At 69.2% G+C, this 20,137-nt stretch carries 17 protein-coding genes and 1 CRISPR repeat array; of the genes, 7 read left to right on the top strand and 10 right to left on the bottom strand.

The genetic code is table 11. From position 1 onward, the window contains the following. Positions 1-112 precede the first annotated feature (112 nt). Together ABTZ94_RS10650 and ABTZ94_RS10645 are read left to right on the top strand one after the other, a co-directional pair. On the top strand, positions 113-1,390 hold the full coding sequence (locus ABTZ94_RS10650; RefSeq protein WP_351199566.1) for a thymidine phosphorylase: 1,278 nt from the start codon (positions 113-115) through the stop codon (positions 1,388-1,390). A gap of 97 nt (positions 1,391-1,487) precedes the next feature. Next, a complete protein-coding gene (locus ABTZ94_RS10645; protein WP_351199564.1) occupies positions 1,488-2,078 on the top strand; it encodes a Uma2 family endonuclease in 591 nt (196 codons plus the stop codon). A gap of 142 nt (positions 2,079-2,220) precedes the next feature. Here the strand turns inward: ABTZ94_RS10645 and ABTZ94_RS10640 are convergent, their stop codons facing one another. Beyond that, positions 2,221-5,553 (bottom strand): S8 family peptidase, encoded by a 3,333-nt coding sequence (locus tag ABTZ94_RS10640; RefSeq protein ID WP_502967220.1) that lies wholly within the window; start codon positions 5,551-5,553, stop codon positions 2,221-2,223. Positions 5,554-5,854: 301 nt separating this feature from the next. On the opposite strand from ABTZ94_RS10640, the gene ABTZ94_RS10635 reads away from it, so the two are divergent. Further along, complete coding sequence (locus ABTZ94_RS10635; protein ID WP_351199562.1) at positions 5,855-6,223, top strand: hypothetical protein; 369 nt, start codon at positions 5,855-5,857, stop codon at positions 6,221-6,223. 4 nt (positions 6,224-6,227) lie between these two features. Here the strand turns inward: ABTZ94_RS10635 and ABTZ94_RS10630 are convergent, their stop codons facing one another. Continuing rightward, entirely contained in the window at positions 6,228-9,509 is a 3,282-nt protein-coding gene (locus tag ABTZ94_RS10630) for a S8 family peptidase (RefSeq protein WP_351199601.1), read from the bottom strand. Between the two features lie 322 nt (positions 9,510-9,831). Between ABTZ94_RS10630 and ABTZ94_RS10625 the strand changes: the two genes are divergently transcribed. After that, a complete protein-coding gene (locus tag ABTZ94_RS10625) occupies positions 9,832-10,200 on the top strand; it encodes an STAS domain-containing protein (RefSeq protein WP_351199560.1) in 369 nt (122 codons plus the stop codon). Between the two features lie 128 nt (positions 10,201-10,328). On the opposite strand, the gene ABTZ94_RS10620 is transcribed toward ABTZ94_RS10625, so the two are convergent. The 4 genes from ABTZ94_RS10620 to ABTZ94_RS10605 form a co-directional block, all read right to left on the bottom strand. Beyond that, a complete protein-coding gene (locus ABTZ94_RS10620) occupies positions 10,329-10,625 on the bottom strand; it encodes a hypothetical protein (RefSeq protein WP_351199558.1) in 297 nt (98 codons plus the stop codon). Beyond that, positions 10,622-11,611 carry a sigma-70 family RNA polymerase sigma factor gene (locus ABTZ94_RS10615; RefSeq protein WP_351199556.1) on the bottom strand — a complete coding sequence of 330 codons (990 nt, stop codon included), beginning with the start codon at positions 11,609-11,611 and terminating at the stop codon, positions 10,622-10,624. The genes ABTZ94_RS10620 and ABTZ94_RS10615 overlap by 4 nt, the downstream gene beginning before the upstream one ends. Before the next feature lie 106 nt (positions 11,612-11,717). Beyond that, positions 11,718-12,434 (bottom strand): L,D-transpeptidase family protein, encoded by a 717-nt coding sequence (locus tag ABTZ94_RS10610; RefSeq protein ID WP_351199554.1) that lies wholly within the window; start codon positions 12,432-12,434, stop codon positions 11,718-11,720. Between the two features lie 85 nt (positions 12,435-12,519). Next, positions 12,520-13,851 (bottom strand): MFS transporter, encoded by a 1,332-nt coding sequence (locus ABTZ94_RS10605; protein WP_351199552.1) that lies wholly within the window; start codon positions 13,849-13,851, stop codon positions 12,520-12,522. A gap of 62 nt (positions 13,852-13,913) precedes the next feature. On the opposite strand from ABTZ94_RS10605, the gene ABTZ94_RS10600 reads away from it, so the two are divergent. Beyond that, complete coding sequence (locus tag ABTZ94_RS10600; protein ID WP_351199550.1) at positions 13,914-14,867, top strand: LysR family transcriptional regulator; 954 nt, start codon at positions 13,914-13,916, stop codon at positions 14,865-14,867. Between the two features lie 151 nt (positions 14,868-15,018). On the opposite strand, the gene ABTZ94_RS10595 is transcribed toward ABTZ94_RS10600, so the two are convergent. From ABTZ94_RS10595 to ABTZ94_RS10580, 4 genes are all read right to left on the bottom strand, one after another. Then, entirely contained in the window at positions 15,019-15,390 is a 372-nt protein-coding gene (locus tag ABTZ94_RS10595; RefSeq protein ID WP_351199548.1) for a DUF6193 family natural product biosynthesis protein, read from the bottom strand. 74 nt (positions 15,391-15,464) lie between these two features. Beyond that, a complete protein-coding gene (locus ABTZ94_RS10590) occupies positions 15,465-15,836 on the bottom strand; it encodes a DUF6193 family natural product biosynthesis protein (protein WP_351199546.1) in 372 nt (123 codons plus the stop codon). A gap of 9 nt (positions 15,837-15,845) precedes the next feature. Then, positions 15,846-16,169: a hypothetical protein gene (locus ABTZ94_RS10585; RefSeq protein ID WP_351199544.1), complete on the bottom strand. Its 324-nt coding sequence runs from the start codon at positions 16,167-16,169 to the stop codon at positions 15,846-15,848. 915 nt (positions 16,170-17,084) lie between these two features. Continuing rightward, a complete protein-coding gene (locus tag ABTZ94_RS10580) occupies positions 17,085-17,345 on the bottom strand; it encodes a hypothetical protein (protein WP_351199599.1) in 261 nt (86 codons plus the stop codon). Between the two features lie 106 nt (positions 17,346-17,451). On the opposite strand from ABTZ94_RS10580, the gene ABTZ94_RS10575 reads away from it, so the two are divergent. Then, on the top strand, positions 17,452-18,288 hold the full coding sequence (locus tag ABTZ94_RS10575; RefSeq protein ID WP_351199542.1) for a helix-turn-helix domain-containing protein: 837 nt from the start codon (positions 17,452-17,454) through the stop codon (positions 18,286-18,288). Further along, a complete protein-coding gene (locus tag ABTZ94_RS10570) occupies positions 18,285-18,494 on the top strand; it encodes a DUF397 domain-containing protein (protein ID WP_351199540.1) in 210 nt (69 codons plus the stop codon). The genes ABTZ94_RS10575 and ABTZ94_RS10570 overlap by 4 nt, the downstream gene beginning before the upstream one ends. A gap of 174 nt (positions 18,495-18,668) precedes the next feature. Further along, positions 18,669-20,006: direct repeats of the CRISPR family, unit length 29 nt; unit sequence GGGACCATCCCCGCGGGTGCGGGGAGCAG. Positions 20,007-20,137: the final 131 nt, after the last annotated feature.

Below are 20,137 nucleotides of genomic sequence, written 5' to 3'. Positions count from 1 at the left end.
AACTCCCGTGGCCCTCCCGCACGTTGGGAGGGCCACGCCCATATTCCCCCTCTATGCGCGTAGAGTTATTCGGGACTCTTGCGTACGTACCGGCCGGAAGGACTCCCAGGACATGGACGCCATCTCCGTCATCCGCACCAAGCGGGACCGAGGCGAGCTGACCCCCGAGCAGATCGACTGGGTCATCGACGCCTACACCCGCGGCGAGGTCGCCGACGAGCAGATGTCCGCGCTGGCCATGGCGATCCTGCTGAACGGCATGAACCGCACCGAGATCGCCCGCTGGACCGCCGCGATGATCGCCTCCGGCGAGCGCATGGACTTCGCTTCGCTCTCCCGGCCCACCACCGACAAGCACTCCACCGGCGGCGTCGGCGACAAGATCACCCTGCCGCTCGCCCCGCTGGTCGCCGCCTGCGGCGCAGCCGTGCCGCAGCTCAGCGGACGTGGCCTCGGCCACACCGGCGGCACGCTCGACAAGCTGGAGTCCATCCCCGGCTGGCGCGCCCACCTCACCAACGAGGAGATGCTGAGCGTCCTGGACACCACCGGCGCGGTCATCTGCGCCGCCGGTGACGGCCTCGCTCCCGCCGACAAGAAGCTGTACGCGCTCCGCGATGTCACCGGCACCGTCGAGGCCATCCCGCTGATCGCCAGCTCGATCATGTCCAAGAAGATCGCCGAGGGCACCGGCGCGCTCGTCCTGGACGTCAAGGTCGGCTCGGGTGCCTTCATGAAGACCATCGAGGACGCCCGCGAACTGGCCTCCACCATGGTCGCGCTCGGCACCGACAGCGGAGTGCGGACCGTCGCGCTGCTCACGGACATGGCCACCCCGCTCGGCCTGACCGCGGGCAACGCCCTGGAGGTGCGCGAGTCGGTCGAGGTGCTGGCCGGCGGCGGCCCGAGGGACGTCGTCGACCTCACCCTGGCCCTCGCCCGCGAGATGCTGGACGCGGCCGGACTCAAGGACGCCGACCCGGAGAAGGCCCTCGCCGACGGCTCCGCGATGGACGTCTGGCGCCGGATGATCTCCGCCCAGGGCGGCGACCCGGACGCCACGCTCCCCGTCGCCCGTGAGCAGCACGTCATCACGGCCCCGTCCACCGGCGTGCTGACCCGCCTGGACGCGTACGACATCGGCGTCGCCGCCTGGCGCCTCGGCGCGGGCCGGGCCCGCAAGGAGGACCCGGTGCAGGCGGGTGCGGGCATCGAACTGCACGCCAAGCCCGGGGACACGGTCACGGCCGGACAGCCGCTGCTGACGCTGCACACCGACACCCCCGAGAAGTTCGACTACGCGCTGAAGGCCCTGCCCACCTCGTACGACATCGCCCCGGCCGGTACGGACTTCACGGCCACCCCCGTGGTGCGGGAACGTATCGCCTGACCTGCGGTTTACTCGTACGGGTGAAGGGGATCGGTGGACTGCCGCCGGTCCCCTTCGGCATGCTGGACTCGGTGACGCACCGATAGAGGAGACCGCCATGAGCGCACTCACCGTCGATTCCGTGCCGGGCAACGGCCAGGGATGGGACGACCTCGTCCGGATCTGGGAGGAGACGGACGCACCCGAGGGCTGCAAGGTGGAGATCATCGAGGGGATCGTCACCGTGTCGCCACCGCCGTCCAAGGACCACAACACCACCGCGGCTCTGCTGCAGCGCAGGCTCTACACCGTCATCCCGGAGGACTGGGAGATCTACCAGACCCTCGGCGTCGCCGTGCCGGGCCGTGCCGGGCTCTACATCCCCGATCTCGTCGTCGTGCCGCGTGCCGTGGCGACCGGGCCGGGCAACCGCGTACCGGCGGAAGAGGCCCGGCTCGTCGTCGAGATCACCTCGCAGGCCAACGCCAACCACGACCGCATCGGCAAGGCGCACGGATACGCGAAGGCCGGTGTCGAGCTCTTCCTGCTCCTCGACCCCTGGCACTCCGGCCGTCCCACCGCCACCTTGTACGGGGAACCCGCCGACGGCACCTACCGGGTCCTGGACGCGGTCGAGTACGGGGACAAGCTGACGCTTCCCGAGCCGTTCGCGCTGGACCTGGACACCGGGGTCTTTCCGGTCAGCTGAGAAGCAGCACCGCGCCGGTCCCGTCGGTCAGCCGCTGGGCGACGCCGCGCCGGTCCCGTTGGCATGCGAGAGGCCCGCCGGGGCGGAGGGATCCGTCCCGGCGGGCCACTGTCATCCGTCACGCGGTCGCGGTCGAGGGCGCCTACTTGCCGAAGTACGCGTTGTAGATCGACACCGACGACTTGTTGCCCTGCTTGTCCGTGACATCGGCCTTGTAGGAGATGGACTTGCCCTTGGCCGGGTTCTTCACGGAGATCTTGCCCGCCTTGACCGTGGACTTCTTCCAGGTCTTACCGGCGTCGTAACTGACGTACACCGTCAGCGACTTGATGTTCTTACCGGCGGCCGCACCCTGCACCGTCACCGGCACCGAAGCGGTCTTGCCCGCCGTCACCTTGCCGTCCAGCGTCACACTGGGCGTGAAGCGGACCGTCGAGACCGGCAGCATGGTCGGGGTGACGGTCTTCTTGGACTTGAAGGTCCAGCTCGCGTCGATCCGGGTGGAGACGGCCGAGACCTTGGAGCTGCGCTGCACCGAGGTCGTCAGCTTGTAGTCGGCGGCACCGGACGGCACGGCGAACTGGGCGCCCTCCAGCGGGTCCGCGTTCTGGGCGAGCTTGACGCCATTGCGGTACAGGACGGTCTTGGCCGAACTGTACGTGGAGGAGCCGGCGTTGCCGCTTCCGTCGGCCACCATCGGCAGCGACCCGACGATGTCGTTGCCGGCGCGGAAGATCCCGTACTCGGAACCAACCGCGGGGCCGAACACCGCGGTGTTGACCTTCTGCGTGTAGGTCTTGCCCGCCTTGAAGGTCTGCGGGGCACCGAGGGAGTACTGCGCGTCGGAGATCGGGTAGCCGTCCTCGTCGACCCCGCCTTCCTGGCTGAACTCGAAGTTCCACTTCACCTTGTCGGCGGTGGAGACATAAGCGGTGTTGATCCCGGGGAGCTTCTGGCTGGACCAGGAGCTCCAGCCGCTGTTCGCACCGGGAATCGAGCCCCATGCCGCGATCTCGCCGGTCTTGCCCTTGACGGACGCGCCGAGAGCGGTCTCGACCTTGGCCATCTGGCCGGCGGTGAACTTCCGGCTGTAACCGGTCGCCGCCTGGGTCACCGGACCGCCGACCGCGATGTCGTACCGGGTCGAGGAACCCTTGGTCCAGCTGCCGAGCCAGTACTGGGAGAGCGTGCCGGCGGCCATCTTCGGGCCGACGTGCGCGGTGCGGAACCCCTGGTACGAGTTGAGGATCCAACCGTAACCGTAGCCGCCGTCCTGGCCGTCGAACTGGATCTCGGTATTGGCCAGTTGGGCCTTCGCGCCAGTGGTCGGCAGGGTGAACTGCACCGGCTTCGTCTTGCGCGCGTCGAACGTCACGGTGACGTTCTTGGTGAGGTCCAGCTTCGGCTGGGTGAGCCAGTCGGTGCCCTTGGCGCCGTTCTCCGGGTCGACGTAGACGGCCGAGTTCAGCGCGTAACCGCCCTTGGGAACACGGACCTTTGCCGTTCCGTCGGTGGCCGTCGGGGCCAACCACACGCCGCTCGCCGCGCCGGAGAGGCCGTAGAGCTGGGACTCGTGGAACTTGGCGGGCTTGCCGTCACGTCCGATGGTCTTGATCGTGAGGTCGTACGACTCGATCTCGCGCTCGACCGCGGCCGCGGTGCGGACGCTCTGGCCGCCGCCGGTCCCTACGACGTACGCGGAGTAGGTGCCGTCGGCCGTGCCGCCGAGCTTGGTGTTCACGGTCAGCGGTACGTCGGCGGTGCCGCCCGCGGGGACGGTCACCTTGTCGGCGCCGAGGGTGAAGAAGCCGGCCGGGGCGGGCTTGCCCTTCGGGCCGGTGGCCGTGACCGCGAGGTCGAGGGTGACGTCCGTCGTACCGAGGTTGCGGTACGTCAGCTTCTTGCTGACCGGGGCGTCATCGGTGTGCGGCCACTGCTGCACACCGAAGCTCACCGAGACCGGGTCGGCGACGACGGTCTGGGCGATCGCCCGGTCAACGGCGATCCGGCCCGAACCCTGCTCGAACGGCGTGTACGCGCCGGGCTTCGTCGAGGCCGTGAGTGCGCCCTTGAGCTCGGCGTACTTCCACTCGGGGTGCTGCTGCTTGAGAAGCGCCGCGGCGCCCGCGACGTGCGGGGTGGCCATCGACGTACCGGAGATGGTCGTGTAGCCGGCCGGCTTCTGGCCGTACTCCTGGTCGATGAGCGAGCCCGGCACCGCGGCTGCCGTGATGTCCACACCGGGGGCGGTCACATCGGGCTTCATGCCTCCGTCGCCGACCCGCGGACCCCTACTGGAGAACTCGGCAAGCTTGTCGTTGTCGTCGACGGCGCCGACGGTCAGTGCGGCGTCCGCGCTGCCCGGGGAGCCGACCGTGCCGGCGCCGTCGCCCTCGTTGCCCGCCGCGATGGCGAACAGGACGCCCTTGTCGGCCGACAGCTTGTTGACCGCCGCTTCGAGCGGGTCGATCTCGGGGGTGTCGCCACCGCCGAGGCTCAGGTTGATGACGTCGGCGCCCTGCGCGACCGCCCACTCCATGCCGGCCAGGATGCCGGCGTCGTCACCGAAGCCGTCGTCGTCGAGCACCTTGCCCTCAAGCAGCTTGGCGTCCGGCGCCACGCCCTTGAACTTGCCGCCCGACTTGGCGCCCGTACCGGCCGCGATGGAGGACACATGCGTGCCGTGCCCGACTCGGTCCTTGGTGTCGGGCGACGAGGTGAAGTTCTTCGTGTCGAGGATCTGCCCCTTGAGGTCGGGGTGGGTGGCGTCCACACCGGTGTCCAGGACGGCGATCTTGACGCCCTTGCCGGTGTAGCCGGCCTTCCAGGCGGCCGGCGTGCCGATCTGCGACACGCTCTTGTCGAGGCTCGCCTTGCGCACGCCGTTCAGCCAGACCCGGTCGATACCGGCGGCCGTGGTGCGCTGGGCGCCGTGCGAGGGCTTGCTGGTGAGTGCCTGCCAGACGTCCTGGGCGTCACGCTCCGGCGTGGTCACCGACTCGGCGTTCAGCGACTTCAGGGTCCGGTCGACCCGGGTGGCGCCCGCGTCACGGACCTCCGCCTTCGCGGCCGCCGCCTGGGCGCCCCGGTAGGCGACGATCAGCTTCAGGCCCGCCTTCTGGGCCCTGCGGACCTCCGCACGGTTCAGCTCGGTGACGTCGAACAGTCGGCGGTCCAGCTTCCCGGAGCTGATCAGCCGGTGTGCGTCGGCCGGGACGAGCAGGGTGTGCCCGTCGTGTGTCTGCCGCTGCACGGGTATGTTCTCGCGCCCCTTGGCGGGCCGGAAGTCGACGACCCGGCCCTTGGCGTCCACCGAGACGCGGTCGCCGGTGATGAGCGTCAACTGGTGCCGGGCCACGGACTTGGCGTCCGCCGGGCGGCCGGCGTCGGGTTGTGCCATGGCCGGGGTGGTCATCCCGGCTGCCAGCGCCACGGCGGCCGCTGTGGCGATGGTCGAAACACACGCGCTTCTCACGTGTTTGCGCAACTCTCCCCCTGGAGAATCAGGCGGCCTCCTGAGAGGCCACTGGTCAGTCGGCACCGAATGGGTCGCCGGTGCCGACCGGTTCACGTACCTAGAGGGGGAATTGATCGAACTGGTTCACAGGAGTCGTGCATGAAGCGGGAGTTGACGGAAGTTCATCGGTCCGGGACGGACCGGAGGGGCGACTGCAGGGCGTGCGCCGACCGAGGGCGAGGCGGGCGGGGGCAGTGCTGGGCAGGGTGCGGGGCGTGCACGGGGCCGGGGCGCCGGGAAGGTGCGGAAGCGGGCAGCGATGAGTTTCGGCCGCCGCTTCGGTCTCCCTGATGTGGAAGCCATGACCCCGATCGTTCTTGTCGTCACCGGCCGCGTCACGCGGGCCGCGGTGCCGGGACTCTGCGCCGAGCTGGAGTCGCTGCTGTACGACCCCGAGGGCGCCCTCCGCGACCCGGACGCCGGGGTGGACTGCGACGTGGGTGGGGTCGTCCAGGCGGATCTGGCCCTGGTAGAGGCGGTGGCGCGGCTGGGGCTCGTCGCACGCCGTGCGGGCGGCAGACGGCTGCGGCCGGGAACGCGAACGGCCCGCCGGGGCGGAGGAATCCGCCCCGGCGGGCCGCTTCTACGCGGTCGGTCCGCCTACCTGCTCGCCTACGTGCCGAAGTAGGCGTTTACTTGCCGAAGTAGGCGTTGTAGATCGAAACCGACGACTTGTTGCCCTGCTTGTCCGTGACATTGGCCCGGTAGGAGATCGACTTGCCCTTGGCCGGGTTCTTCACGGAGAGCTTGCCCGACTTGACCGTGGACTTCTTCCAGGTCTTGCCGGCGTCGTAACTGACATACACCGTCAGCGACTTGAGGTTCTTGCCGGCGGCTGAACCCTGCACCGTCACCGGCACCGAAGCGGTCTTGCCCGCCGTCACCTTGCCGTCCAGCGTCACACTGGGCGTGAAGCGGACCGTGGACGCCGGCAGCTTCGCGGAGGAGGCCTTCTTGGACTTGAAGCTCCAGCTCGCGTCGATGCGGGTGGACAGGGTGCCGATCTTGGCGCTGCGTCGGACCGAGGTCGTCAGCCTGTAGTCCGCCAAGGCGGCCGGGACGGTGAACGGCTCAAAACCGAGGAGCGGGTCCTGGTTCTCGGCGAACTTCTTGCCGTTGCGGTAGAGGACGGTCTTCACCGAGGTGTAGTCCGTGTAGCCATCGTTGCCCTTGCCGTCCGCGTGCAGCGGGACGGTGGCTCCCAGATCGTTGCCCTGGCGGAGGATTCCGTCGCTTTTGGCCATACGCGGTCCGAAGACGCCGGTGTTGACGGTCTTCGAGTAGCTCTTGCCACCGGTGAACGCCTGCTCGTCACCGAGCGAGTACCAGGACTCGCCGATCGGCCAGCCCTCCGCGTCGCGTCCGCCGTTCTGCCCGAAGCCGAAGCCCCACTTGGCCTTGTCGACGGTGGAGACATGGACCGTGCGAGTGCCGGGGAGCTTCTGCTGCTGCGCCGGCGCGGCGGGGAATACCCCGCTGCCGTCCGGCAGGATGCCCCACGCGTCGATCTCGCCGGTCTTGCCGCTCACGCCGGGCGTCCCCATGGCCACCTTCACCGCGGCGAACTGCTTGTCTGTCAGCTTGCGGCTGTAACCGTTCGACAGCTGGGTCACCGGACCGCCGAGCATGATGTCGTACTCGCTCGACGCACCGTTGTACCAGGTGCCCGACCAGTGCTGGGACAGCGAACCGTCGGTCAGCTTCGGGCCGACATGCGCGGTGCGGAAGTTCTTCGGGTCCGGCACGGAGTAGGCGAACGTCACCCCGTAGTTCTTGTCGTTGAGCGCGTAGTCGCTCGTGACGTAGGCGGGCTTGAGCCCCTTGCCGGGCAGGGTGATGTTGACGGGCTTCGTCTTGCGGGCATCGAACGTCACCGTGGTGTTCTTGGTGACGTTCAGCTTCGGCTGGGCGAACCAGTCGCCGCCCTTGTAGACGGTATCCGAGCCCAGCACCTGGTCCGCGGAGAGCGAGTACATCCCCTTGCGCACCCGCACCGTCACCGAGCCGTCCGTGATCTCGGGCAGGAGCTGCACGTTGGAGACGGACTCGTCGAGGCCGGAGAGGTTGGCTGACGCGTTCGCGGGCGCCTTGCCGTCGCGGCCGATGGCCTTGAGCGTCAAGTCGTACGACTCGACCTCGCGCTCCACTGCGGCCGCCGTGCGAACGCTCTGGCCGCCACCGGTAGCCACGACATACGCGGAGTACGAACCGTCGTTCGTGCCACCCAGCCGGGTGTTCGCCGTCAGCGGCACCTCGGCCGTGCCGCCTGCCGGGACGGTGACCTTGCTCGCACCCAGGGTGAAGAAACCGGCCGGGGCGGGCTTGCCCTTCGGGTCGAGACCCGTCACCACCAGCGAGAGGGTGACATCCGTCGCCCCCAGGTTGCGATACGTCACCTGCTTGGTGACCGGGGCGTCATCGGTGTGCGGCCACTGCTGCGTACCGAAGCCGACCGAGGCCGGGTCGGCGATGACGCTCTGCTCGATCGCCCTGTCGAGGGCGATCCTGCCCGTGCCCTGCTCGAACGGGGTGTACGCACCCGGCTTGGCGGAGGCCGTCAGAGCCCCCTTCAGCTCGGTGTTCCGCCACTGCGGGTGCTGCTGCTTGAGCAGCGCCGCGGCGCCCGCGACATGCGGGGTCGCCATCGACGTACCGGAGATGGTCGTGTAGCCGGCCGGCTTCTGGCCGTACTCCTGGTCGATCTCCGAGCCCGGCACCGCGGCCGCCGTGATGTCCACACCGGGGGCGGTCACATCGGGCTTCATGCCTCCGTCACCGACCCGCGGACCCCTACTGGAGAAATCGGCAAGCTTGTCGTTGTCGTCGACGGCGCCGACGGTCAGTGCGGCGTCCGCGCTGCCCGGGGAGCCGACCGTGCCGGCGGCGTTGCCCTCGTTGCCCGCCGCGATGGCGAACAGGACGCCCTTGTCGGCCGACAGCTTGTTGACCGCCGCTTCGAGCGGGTCGATCTCGGGAGTGTCGTAGCCGCCGAGGCTCAGGTTGATGACGTCGGCGCCCTGTGCGACCGCCCACTCCATGCCGGCCAGGATGCCGGAGTCGTCGCCGAAGCCGCCGTCGTCGAGCACCTTGCCCTCGAGCAGCTTGGCGTCCGGCGCCACGCCCTTGAACTTGCCGCCCGACTTGGCGCCCGTACCGGCCGCGATGGACGACACATGGGTGCCGTGCCCCACGCGGTCCTTGGTGTTGGGCGATGTGGAGAAGTTCTTCGTCGCCAGGATCTGGCCCTTGAGGTCCGGGTGGGTGGCGTCCACACCGGTGTCCAGGACGGCGATCTTGACGCCCTTGCCGGTGTACCCGGCCTTCCAGGCGGCGGGAGTACCGATCTGCGGCACGCTCTTGTCGAGGCTCGCCTTGCGTACGCCGTTCAGCCAGACCCGGTCGATTCCGGGTGCCGTGGTGCGCTGGACGCTGCGGGACGGCTTGGCGGTGAGCGCCTGCCAGATGTCCTCGACGTCGCTCCTGGGCGTGATCACCGACTCGGCGTTCAGCGACTTCAGGGTCCGGTCGACCGAGGTGCCACCGGCGTCCCTGACGTCGGCCTTGGCGGCGCCCGTCTGTGCGCCCCGGTAGCCCACGATCAGCCGCAGGCCCTTCTGCTGGGACCTGCGTATCTCCGGACGGCTCAGCAGGGTGATGTCGAAGAGCCTCCGGTCGAGCTTGCCGGTGCTGATCAGCCCGTGGGCGTCGGTCGGAATGATGAGGGTGTGCCCGTTGCGGACCTGCCGCTGTACGGGTATCTGCTCACGCCCCTTCGCAGGCTCGAAGCCCACGACCCGGCCCTTGGCGTCCACCGAGACGCGGTCGCCGGTGATGAGTGTCAGCTGATGCCGGTTCAGGGACTTGGTCCCGCTCGCCCGGGCCTGATCCGGCTGTGCCACCGCCGGGGTTGTCATCCCGGCTGCGAGCGCCACGGCGGCCGCCGTGGCGATGGTCGATACACACGCGCTTCTCACGTGTTTGCGCAACTCTCCCCCTGGAGAATGAGGCGGTCTCGTGGACCACTGGTCAGCCGGCACCGAGGAGACGCCGGGTGCCGACCGGTTCACTTCCCTAGAGGGAGAATTGATCGAAAAGGTTCACAGGAACCGCACGTAAGAACGGAGTTGACGGAAGTTCATCACTTTTATGCGGGATTGGTGGGTGCGGGTGCGGGTGCGGGTGCGGGCGGAGCGTGCGTCGGACCCGGGCGCCGAGCATGCGCGGAACCGGCCTGCGATGAGTTTCGGCCGCCGGACCGGTCTTCCTTGTGTGGAATCCATGACCCCGACCGTTCTCCTCGTCACCGGCCGCGTCACGCGGGCCGCGGTGCCGGGACTCTGCGCCGAGCTGGAGTCGCTGCTGTACGACCCCGAGGGCGCCCTCCGCGACCCGGACGCCGGGGTGGACTGCGACGTGGGCGGGGTCGTCCAGGCGGATCTGGCCCTGGTCGAGGCGGTGGCGCGGCTGGGGCTCGTCGCACGCCGTGCGGGCGGCAGACGGCTGCGGCTGCGCAATGTGCCGCGCGAACTGCAGAGCCTGCTCGACCTGGTGGGGCTGGCCGATGTGGTGGACGTGCGGTGCGCGGCCGGGGACGGCGGAGCCTGAGCGGGAACGCAGCCCGGCGCGATCGCCCCCATCGGACCCTGATTGCCCCCCGATCGGCCCGCATTCCCACCTGGCCTGTCCCCTCCCGCGCCCCGCCCCACCCGGCCCGCGCTCTCTCCGCTCGTCCCTCAGTCCTGCCGGCGGATCCGTTCGCAGAACACCACTGTGGCGCGTTGCACCCCGTCGGCCGGGACCACCGTCGGCGAGGGGAGCGGCGCCGGTGTGCCGGTCCGGCAGGCCCTGTCGTACCGGTGCTCCGGCTGCGGACCCGGTCCGCCGCCGCCGGAGGGATTCGGGGTCCGGGCGGCCCCAGGCGTGGGCCCGTCGGTGGCGGCGGGTTCACCGATCCACCGCGTGACCCCCCACCCGCCGACCGCCAGCACCACCCAGCCCGCCACCAGCCCGTTCCGTATGCCGCGCCTCACGCGGCGTTGGCGTCGAGGTGATCCGGCAGACCGAAGAGCGGGAACCAGCGCGGTGTGTCCAGGAAGCAGTGCATTCCGGTGATGGCGCCGCCGGAGATGTCGATGACCTGCACCGCCCACGGCACGAACCCCGGCCCGTCCGGATTCGGCTTGTAGTGCGCGAACGCCGGGGTGCCGTTCGCCGCCGTCGCCACCAGCCGCGAGCCGGCGCAGCCCGCGCCCATGGAGAGCATGAAGCCGGTGATGTCGTCGTGCCCCTGGAGCCAGAGGTCGAACGGCGGCATGGTCATCACGGCGTCCTCATGGAGCAGCGCGGTCAGCGCCGCCATGTCGTACCCCTCGAAGGCCGCGACGTACCGATCGAGGAGCTTGCGCTGTTCCTCGTCGAGCGGATCGGCGGTGTCGGCGGTCAGACCCTCGCGGTCCGCGAGGGTCGCACGCGCCCGCTGCAGGGCGCTGTTGACCGAGGCGACCGAGGTTTCGAGCAGCTCGGCGACCTCGCTCGCCTTCCAGGCCAGTACCTCGCGCAGGATCAGTACGGCCCGCTGTTTGGGCGGCAGATGCTGCAACGCGGCGACGAACGCGAGTCGCACCGACTCCCGCGCCACCGCGGCCTCGGCCGGGTCGGCCACCGACGGCAGGATCCGCCCGTCCGGCATCGGCTCCAGCCAGGTGTTCTCCGGCAGCGGGTTGAGCGCCGCCCGGGCGAGCGGCGTCGGGCCCGTCAGATCGACCGGACGGGCCCGCTTGTTGCCCGCGTTCAGCATGTCCAGACAGACGTTGGTGGCGATGCGGTACAACCAGGACCGCAGCGAGGAACGCCCCTCGAACTTGTCGAAGTTGCGCCAGGCACGCACCAGCGTGTCCTGGACCGCGTCCTCCGCCTCGAAGGCCGAGCCGAGCATCCGGTAGCAGTAGCCGGTCAGCTCGACCCGGTGTCCCTCCAGCCGGCTGTCGATGTCCGCCGCCGCTGTCAGATCACTCATCGCTCCACCCCTGTTGCGCTGTGACACCGCTCACTTCAGCACTTCGGAAGCTACCGCAGGCCACTGACAACGGGGGTGGGAAGTGCCGAAGCGGCGCCCACTGCGGTCACGTTCCGGGCTTGCGCCCGTACACGAATACGTCGTCGCCGTTCTTCAGCAGATTCCAATATGCCTTCGCGTCGGCGTCCCGCATGTTGACGCAACCGTGCGACCCCGGCGGGTTCCACATCTTCAGGCCCACCGAGTGGAACGCCTGGCCGCCGTCGAAGAACTGGGCGTACGGCATCGGGACGTGGTAGATCGACGAAACGTGGTCGATGTGCCGCATGTAGATCTTCTTCGACCCGGTGCGGGTCTCGTACTTGTCCCGCCCGGTCCGTACCGGCACGGGACCGAACTTCAGCTTGCTGCCGTCCTGGATCCAGCTCAGCTGCCGGGTCAGGTCCACACACGCGATGCGCCCCTTGTTGGTGGGGCACTTCTTGGCCTTGTTCGGGTCCTTGCCGGCCGCTTTCTGGGCCGTGAGTGTCTTCATCGTGCGCCAGGTGACCGGCCCCGCGTAACCGATGTCCGGGGTGACCCCGTAGGTGCGCTGGAACGACTGGATCGCCTTGCAGTCGGCGGCTGACTGCTTGCCGTCGACCGGCCGGTGCAGATAGTTCTCGACCTGCTTCTGGTACGGCCCGGTGGACGTCGTGCAGGACGCCGCCTGCGCGGATCCGCCGGTGCCGAGGACCAGCGCGGGCGCCGCCATCAGACCGGCGACGGACAGCGCGAGTACGCGTCGCGTCCCGGTCCCCCGTATGTTCCCTGCGAATCTCATGTACGACAACTCTCCTTCGCGCGCAGTGAGGTGCTTCCGCCTGCTAGACGCGCGCCGGGGAGCAGATGGTTGTGCGCCGTATGTCTCAGTTCTGCACGGACACCACCGGCATGAGCCGGCGCCGCTCGGCGCGTGCGGCCCGCGAGCCGTACAGCGTGATCGAGACGACGCCGAGGACCGCGAGCAGTCCCAGCGATACGGTCCCGGCCCAGCCTCCGGCGTGGAAGGCGACCGCGCCGAGCGTGCCCCCCGCGCTGGAGCCCAGGTAGTACGCGGACTGGTAGAGCGCCGACGCCTGGGCGCGGCCCTTCGTCGCCGTACGGCTCACGGACGAGGAGGCGACCGCGTGCCCGGCGAAGAACCCTGCCGTGATCAGGACCAGGCCGAGGAGTACGGCGGCCAGCTGGTCTCCGAGCGAGAGCAGCAGACCGGCGGTCGTGGTGGAGACGGCCAGGTACAGTGCGCCCCGCCGGCCGAGCCGGGCGACCAGCTGCCCGGCCGCGGCGGAGGAGACCGTACCGACGAGATAGACCAGGAAGATCGAGCCGACGACCCCCTGCGGGAGGTTGAACGGCGCCTCCACCAGGCGGTAGCCGATCACGGTGTAGACCGCGCCGAACACCGTCATGAACAGCGCGCCGATCGCGTACAGCCTGCGCAGCAGCGGATCGGCGAGGTGCCCGCCCACGGTCTTCGCGAGGGCCTTCGGGTTCAGCGAACCGGGGGTGAAGTGCCGGGCCCTGGGGATCATGAAGTGGAAGATGACCGCGCAGGCCACGGCCAGCAGCCCGACCGCGCCGAGCGCCGCCCGCCAGCCCCACAGCTGAGCGACCCAGCCGGTGAGGATACGGCCGCTCATGCCGCCGATGCTGTTGCCCGCCACGAACAGTCCGATGGCGGCGACCAGCGCCTTCGGCCGTACCTCCTCCGCCAGATACGCCATCGCGGAGGCGGGCAGTCCGGCCAGCGCCGCGCCCTGGACGGCGCGCAGCGCGATCAGCCAGCCCAGCGAGGGCGCGAACGGCACGAGCAGCCCGACCAGTACGGCGACCGCCAGCGAAGCGGTCATCATCTGCCGCCGCCCGAAGCGCTCGGAGAGCGCGCTCATCGGCAGCACACACAGCGCCAGCGCGCCCGTCGCGGCGGAGACCGTCCAGCTGGCCTGTCCAGCCGTGGCACCGAGGGAGGCGGAGACGGCGGGCAACAGGGCCTGGGTGGAGTAGAGGAGAGCGAAGGTCGCGACACCGGCGGCGAAGAGCGCGAAGCTCATCCGGCGGTAGCCGGGGCGGCCCGGTTCGAGACGGTCCGGCGCGACGGGGCCGGCGGCGGCAGCGGTGGCGACGGGGGCAGCGACGGGGGACGGCTGGGGCGAGGCGGCCACCGTGAGGGTGGACGCCCCGGTACTGGCAGGAGGCATGGTTCAAAAGTAGGACCCCTAGTTTCATGCGTCCAATGCATGAATTCCTCATAATCGTTCCCATGATGCATGAACGCAGCTCACAGCCTCGGCTGTCACCCAGTAGTTACGAAGAAGACATTCGCGCAGTCCTCGCGCCGCGGCTGGCCCACTTCGAGGCGGTGGCCCGCCACGAGCACGTCACCCGCGCCGCGCACGAGCTCGGCGTCCCGCAGTCGACGCTCTCGCGAACGATGGTCAGGCTCGAACAGGACCTGGGAGTCGCCCTGTTCGCCCGCAAGGGCCGAACCGTCTCCCTCACCCCCGCGGGCCGCACCTTCCTGGGCTCCGCCGAGCGGGCCCTCGCCGAGGTCGAGAAGGCCGCCGACTCGGTACGGGCCGACGCCGACCCGGCCACCGGCAAGGTCGCCTTCGGCTTTCTGCACACCATGGGATCCGAGACCGTGCCCGCCCTGATCCGAGCCTTCCGTGTCGACCACCCCCGGGTCCGCTTCCAGCTTGTGCAGAATTATGGCGAGGCGATGATCGAACGCCTCCGGTCCGGCGGCCTCGACCTCTGCCTCACCTCACCCGTCCCGGACGCCCCCGATCTGGTCGCACGCCGCCTCGACGAACAGCGGCTGCGCCTCGTCGTCCCCGAGGACCACCGCCTCGCCTCGCGCCGCCGCATCCGCCTGGCGGAGGCCGCCGACGAAAAGTTCGTCACCCTCGAACCCGGGTACGGCCTGCGGCGGATCACCGACGATCTGTGCGCGCAGGCGGGCTTCAAGCCACGTGTCGCCTTCGAGGGCGAGGAGGCGGAGACCCTGCGCGGCCTGGTCGCGGCCGGCCTGGGCGTGGCCCTACTGCCGCCACCCGCGGTGGCCCGCCCCGGCGTCGTCGAACTCACCGTCACAGCCCCGAGGGCAGCCCGCGAGATCGGCGTCGCCTGGCTGGACGGCCACCCGGACACCCCGCCCGTGGCCGCCTTCAAGCGCTTCCTCCTGTCGCGCAGGGGCCACCTGCTGCCGGACTGAGCGGGGCGGGGCGGCGAGAACGCCCCGAACTGCCCGCAGGCGAAGGAGCGGAGCAGCCGGGCGACTCACTACGAGGGGCACGGTCCCAGCTGCGGTAGAGCGTGTGTGCGAACCGTATCCGAGGTCACCATTGCGCGGCGGACATCCACGGTCACAGGTCGTCCGCCGTTCCGTCGATAGCGGGTCCGCACCCCTCGGGAAGGTTGGCGACGATCAGGGACACCGCCTCCTCCACCGTTTCGGGCTCCCCGAGGATGGTGCCGTCGGACTGACGGATCACCATAAACCCGCCACCGCCGCGTGGAAACAGGGTGCCCACGTCGTGGGGCCGTGGGTAACGGATGCACCGGCTGAGGTACAGGGCGCCGTGGCTGACTGTCGGGAACAGTTCCCGAAGGCGAGGGTTCGCATACGCTGCCCGGGGCATGGCAGGGTTGATCAAGTCGTCTTCGGAGTCGAGGATAACCTTCCATTTCTCTGCGACGATTTCCGCAGCTCGCACTTGGTTCTCGCTATTCGTCACCCGGAGCTTCGTCTCCCGCCTTGGGGCACCTCGGGAATGAGTACAGCTGCCCGACCCTGTGGAAGGCGCTGCGATCAAAGGTCGTCAGGGGTGCCGTCGACTGCCGGTCCACAGCCCTCGGGAAGATTGGCGGCGATCAACTCGTAGGCCTCTTCAACAGTGTCCACCTCGCCGATAAGAGTCTTATCAGACTCGCGACGCACTCGGTAGCCGCCTTTGACTAGGGGATAGGCCGTACCGACATCACGACTCCACGGCCATTGGGTGCACCGGCTCAGGTACAGGACGCCGTGGCTGACCATAGGGAAGAGCTGTCGCAATGGCGGGTGGGCGTACGCAGTTCGGGGCACGACCGGATCGATGCTGTCGAGTCCGTAGGACAGTACAGCAGACCACTCTGCAGCTACGATTTCAGCGGCTTTTCGGGGTGCTTCATTGGCCATCATGAACTGGAGTCACCTCAGATGTGCTGGAAGATTCGACAGGTCCGGTTTGATCTCTGAAATGTCTGGCTTTGGTACGTTGACTTCCTTGTAGCCTCCTCCCGCTTCGTCGCGGGTGTACCAGTGGATCTCCTCCCACGGTCGACCAGGACGTTCGTTATCGGGGTCTCCCCACGCGGCGGCTCCATGGGAGGCCACGACCGTCACGTGGCGCAGCTCCCGGTGGAGACAGGACGCGAGCATGCCGGGAATGCGCGGCTTGCTGTACGCGGAGAGGTAGTCGTTCTCGGAGGCGTGCCAGCCGTCCGCCATCAGGGTATAGACGGTCCCCGACACCCCGTAGAGCTGTGGTTTCCGCACCCGAAGAACGGCATGGTCCGCTCTTCGCAGGAACGGGCACTGCCGTGCCGATACCCGTGCGTGCTCGGCGCACAAGGAGGCATGGACGTGACGGACCGCTCGGGCCATGTCGGGGGCGAGTCCTCGCGCCGCCAGTCGATGAAAAGCCAGCCCTGCTCGTTCCGGTCGGCCGGTCCGGCGCAGACTTGGCACAGCATTTTCTCCATGCACTCGCGTTGCCGGTACGTGTTCATGCAGTCGTAGAGGACGCGTCCGCCCGGGGACTCGTGCACGCGAACCCAGAGGTTCCCGTCTGTGTCCCGGTCCGTCGGGCGGGTGTTCCGGTACGCGAGCCGGGGCCCGCCGTGCGCGAATTCGACCGTCAACTCCGACTTCCGTACAGGGACTTCAGTGCTGCGGGACGCCACATACGGGGCTAGGAGCGGCACGGGACAATTCCTTTCGGTGCACCGTCCGGCTGCCACCGTCCCCATGGCGAGGGGCGGCCGGGCGAGGTCTGCAAGGGCTGCGCGTCGATCGGCGCGCTCGGGCTGTCGGCGAACTGCGGTAAGGGCGAGGGGTGGGCGACAAGGCCGTACCGGCACGTTGCTTCCGTGGTGATGAACTCGAACTCGGTTCTTGCGGCCAGTCGTTGCAACGCGTCGTTCTGCCGCGCGTCGTCAACCGCCCGGGTATGCAACGCGGTTGGCGCGTCGGCTACGGCGGCCGACCGCCGCAACACGGACGGGGGAATCCACGGGGTATCGGGGGCAGGGTCCAGCCCGTTTGCGAGCCGTTCGGCTTGTCCTCGGAGCCATCGGAGGGCCAACCGGGGAGATGGGCCGATGAACCGGCCGAGACAGACGGTCGTCCGTGCGTCGCCTGCGTGCACCTCGGCGAGAAACCGTCCCGTCACAACAACTCACCACGGCTGCGCGCGTTGGCGCGGGCAGTCTCGGCGCGCAGCCGTTCCGCGGGAGTGAGTATGCGGATGCGCTCAGGTTCGGCTTCCCACTCGGTCCCGCCGCAGACCGGACGCAGGGACCAGTACGGGCCGGCAACACCTCGGAACTCACCCACACGGTCACCATGACTGGTGTCCGCCACGAGCGTGCCGGGGGCCGGGGCGTGCGGGGGGTACTGCTCGTTCGGGGGAACGTTCTCTCCGGACACCATCGCTCCTCTCCGTAATGCTTCCATTACCAGGGCGGTTCAGTGTGGCCTACGGTCAGGAACCGTTCAACTTGTCATACGGGGACGAAAGGTTGGTGATAACCCTTTGAATCGCAAGGATTTGAACCCGGACAGCTCTCCTCAAGCGGCATTCGGGGCACGTTTACGCAGCTCGCGAGAGAAGCGCGGCTGGACACAGGAAAACCTGGCCGGTCGGATGGGATATTCGAGCACGCATATCTCATCGGTCGAAACTGGTCGGAAGCTTCCGACCTTGCGCTTCTCGCGCAGTGCGGACCAGGTCTTCGGTATTGCCGACAGGTTCGACACGTTCGAGCGTGAGTGGCGCGAGATCCGGCACGGCGCGATGTTGGAAGGCTTCCCGGAGTTCGTCGGACATGAGGGCCGGGCGACGGAGATCCGGCTGTACGAAGTGGGCGTCGTCCCCGGCTTGATCCAGACGCCCGAGTACGCGACCGTCCTCGCGGAGAGCGCGGTCAAGAGGGGGGCGATCACGGACGATCAAGCGAGCGAGCGGGTGTCGCTCGTCGCGGAGCGGCAAGCCATGCTCCTCCGGACGCCTCCACCTCTGGTCCTGGCGGTGCTGGACGAGAGCTGCGTCCGTCGGCCCATCGGCGGGCCCGCCGTCATGGACGCGCAGTTGGCGCGACTGGTCGAGTTCGCCGAGCTGCCGAACACCGTGCTCCAGATCGCCCGGTTCGACATGGGGGAGCGCCGCCCGTTCGATCTGCCGGTAACCGTGCTGACCCTGCCTGACCGTTCGGTCATGTCGTACGCCGAGTCCGCTCAGCGTGGCCATCTAGACCGGGAAAGCACGTCGGTGCTGCCCATGCTGACGGCCTACCATCAGCTACAGGCCGAAGCGTTGTCCCAGGCGGCGTCTGTGGCCGTGATCAACCAGTTACGAAAGGGCACCCCGTGACGACCGAATCCCCCAGCTGGTTCAAGTCCTCGTACAGCAACAACGGTGGCCAGTGCATCGAGGTCGCCGCCAACCTCGTCGTCCCGCGCGGCGTGGTCCCCGTCCGCGACTCCAAGAACCCGGGCGGTCCGGTTCTGGACATCCCCACCGGCGCCTTCGCCGCCTTTGTGGCGGGCGTCAAGACAGGCGAGTTCGGCACCGTCTGACCAGCCGGCCCCACGCATACCGGTTCAGGGTTGCCCCATCGTGCAGAGCATGCGCGGTGGGGCTTCTCGCTACTCGGAGCGCCTCACAACGACGAAAGCCCTGCCACACGCACAGGACCAACGCCCCGCACGCGTGGATCAGTAGGCGGCCGCGTCGACCGCGGTGGCTTGCGCGAGGCCATCCCCGCGGGTGCGGGGAGCAGCGTGTCGGGCCGTGTCGGGCCGTGTCGGCGGTGGGACCATCCCCGCAGGCGCGGGGAGCAGCTGCGCGAGCACGGCTACACGCTCCCCGCACCGGGACCATCCCCGCGGGCGCGGGGAGCAGATGGGATCGCCTGCACCTGTACGGGATACCCAGGGACCATCCCCGCGGGTGCGGGGAGCAGTCTTTCCGTACGTGATTTCACGAGAGTTGATAGGGACCATCCCCGCGGGTGCGGGGAGTAGCACGACGGCGCCGCCGACCGCTGCCTCCAGCTGCTCCTTCTCCTTGAGCGCCTTGCGCAGGGACCATCCCCGCGGGTGCGGGGAGCAGAGGAGAACGATGCCGACACCCGCCATGGACATGGGACCATCCCCGCGGGTGCGGGGAGCAGACGAAGAGCCCGGCCGCCGTGAGTGCGACGGCGGGACCATCCCCGCGGGTGCGGGGAGCAGTGGTCGACGGCGTCCCGGAGACTCCGGCCGCTGGGACCATCCCCGCGGGTGCGGGGAGCAGCCGACCGAGTATGGGGCGCCGACGCCCGCTCCGGGACCATCCCCGCGGGTGCGGGGAGCAGGGTGACCCATGGCTTTATCCGACTCCGCGAGCGGACCATCCCCGCGGGTGCGGGGAGCAGACCCATGCGGAGAGCCTGCTCCCCGCCCCGGAGGGACCATCCCCGCGGGTGCGGGGAGCAGAGCCGTGCCGACACCCACGGGCGGGACAGGCCGGGACCATCCCCGCGGGTGCGGGGAGCAGAGTAAGTCAGTCCGGTTACGACAGGGCGGACCGGGGACCATCCCCGCGGGTGCGGGGAGCAGGCGGTTTGCGCGGAGCGGGATGAGTGCGCCCTGGGACCATCCCCGCGGGTGCGGGGAGCAGTAGTCGAGTTTCCCGGCCCACCCGTCGGTGAAGGGACCATCCCCGCGGGTGCGGGGAGCAGCTCGAACAGGTCCATTCGTTCCGTGAGGATCTGGGACCATCCCCGCGGGTGCGGGGAGCAGTCCCGCATGTACCCGTGGAACGACCAGCCCGCGGGACCATCCCCGCGGGTGCGGGGAGCAGCTGGTCCTCGGTCGGCGGGTGCGCGGCAAGCAGGGACCATCCCCGCGGGTGCGGGGAGCAGCGGGTGCTGGCCGTGGTCGAGGAGCTGGGGCCGGGACCATCCCCGCGGGTGCGGGGAGCAGACCGCGCTGGACACCATCGTTGGGACGATGGTGGGACCATCCCCGCGGGTGCGGGGAGCAGAGACCCTGACCGACGGCGAACGCGAGCAGATGGGGGACCATCCCCGCGGGTGCGGGGAGCAGACTGCGTGACCTGCGGCTTTGTCGCGGGGGAACGTAGTTTTCCCACACTTTCACTGATTCCGGCAAAACGGGCATGCCTCATCGGCTCTTTCGTGCAAGCGTCAGTCGACGGCAGCGCAAAGCGATCATCC

Source organism: Streptomyces sp. NPDC002785 (assembly GCF_040295565.1).
Taxonomy (GTDB): Bacteria; Actinomycetota; Actinomycetes; order Streptomycetales; family Streptomycetaceae; genus Streptomyces.
This window is presented reverse-complemented; position numbering and strand designations above follow the sequence as displayed.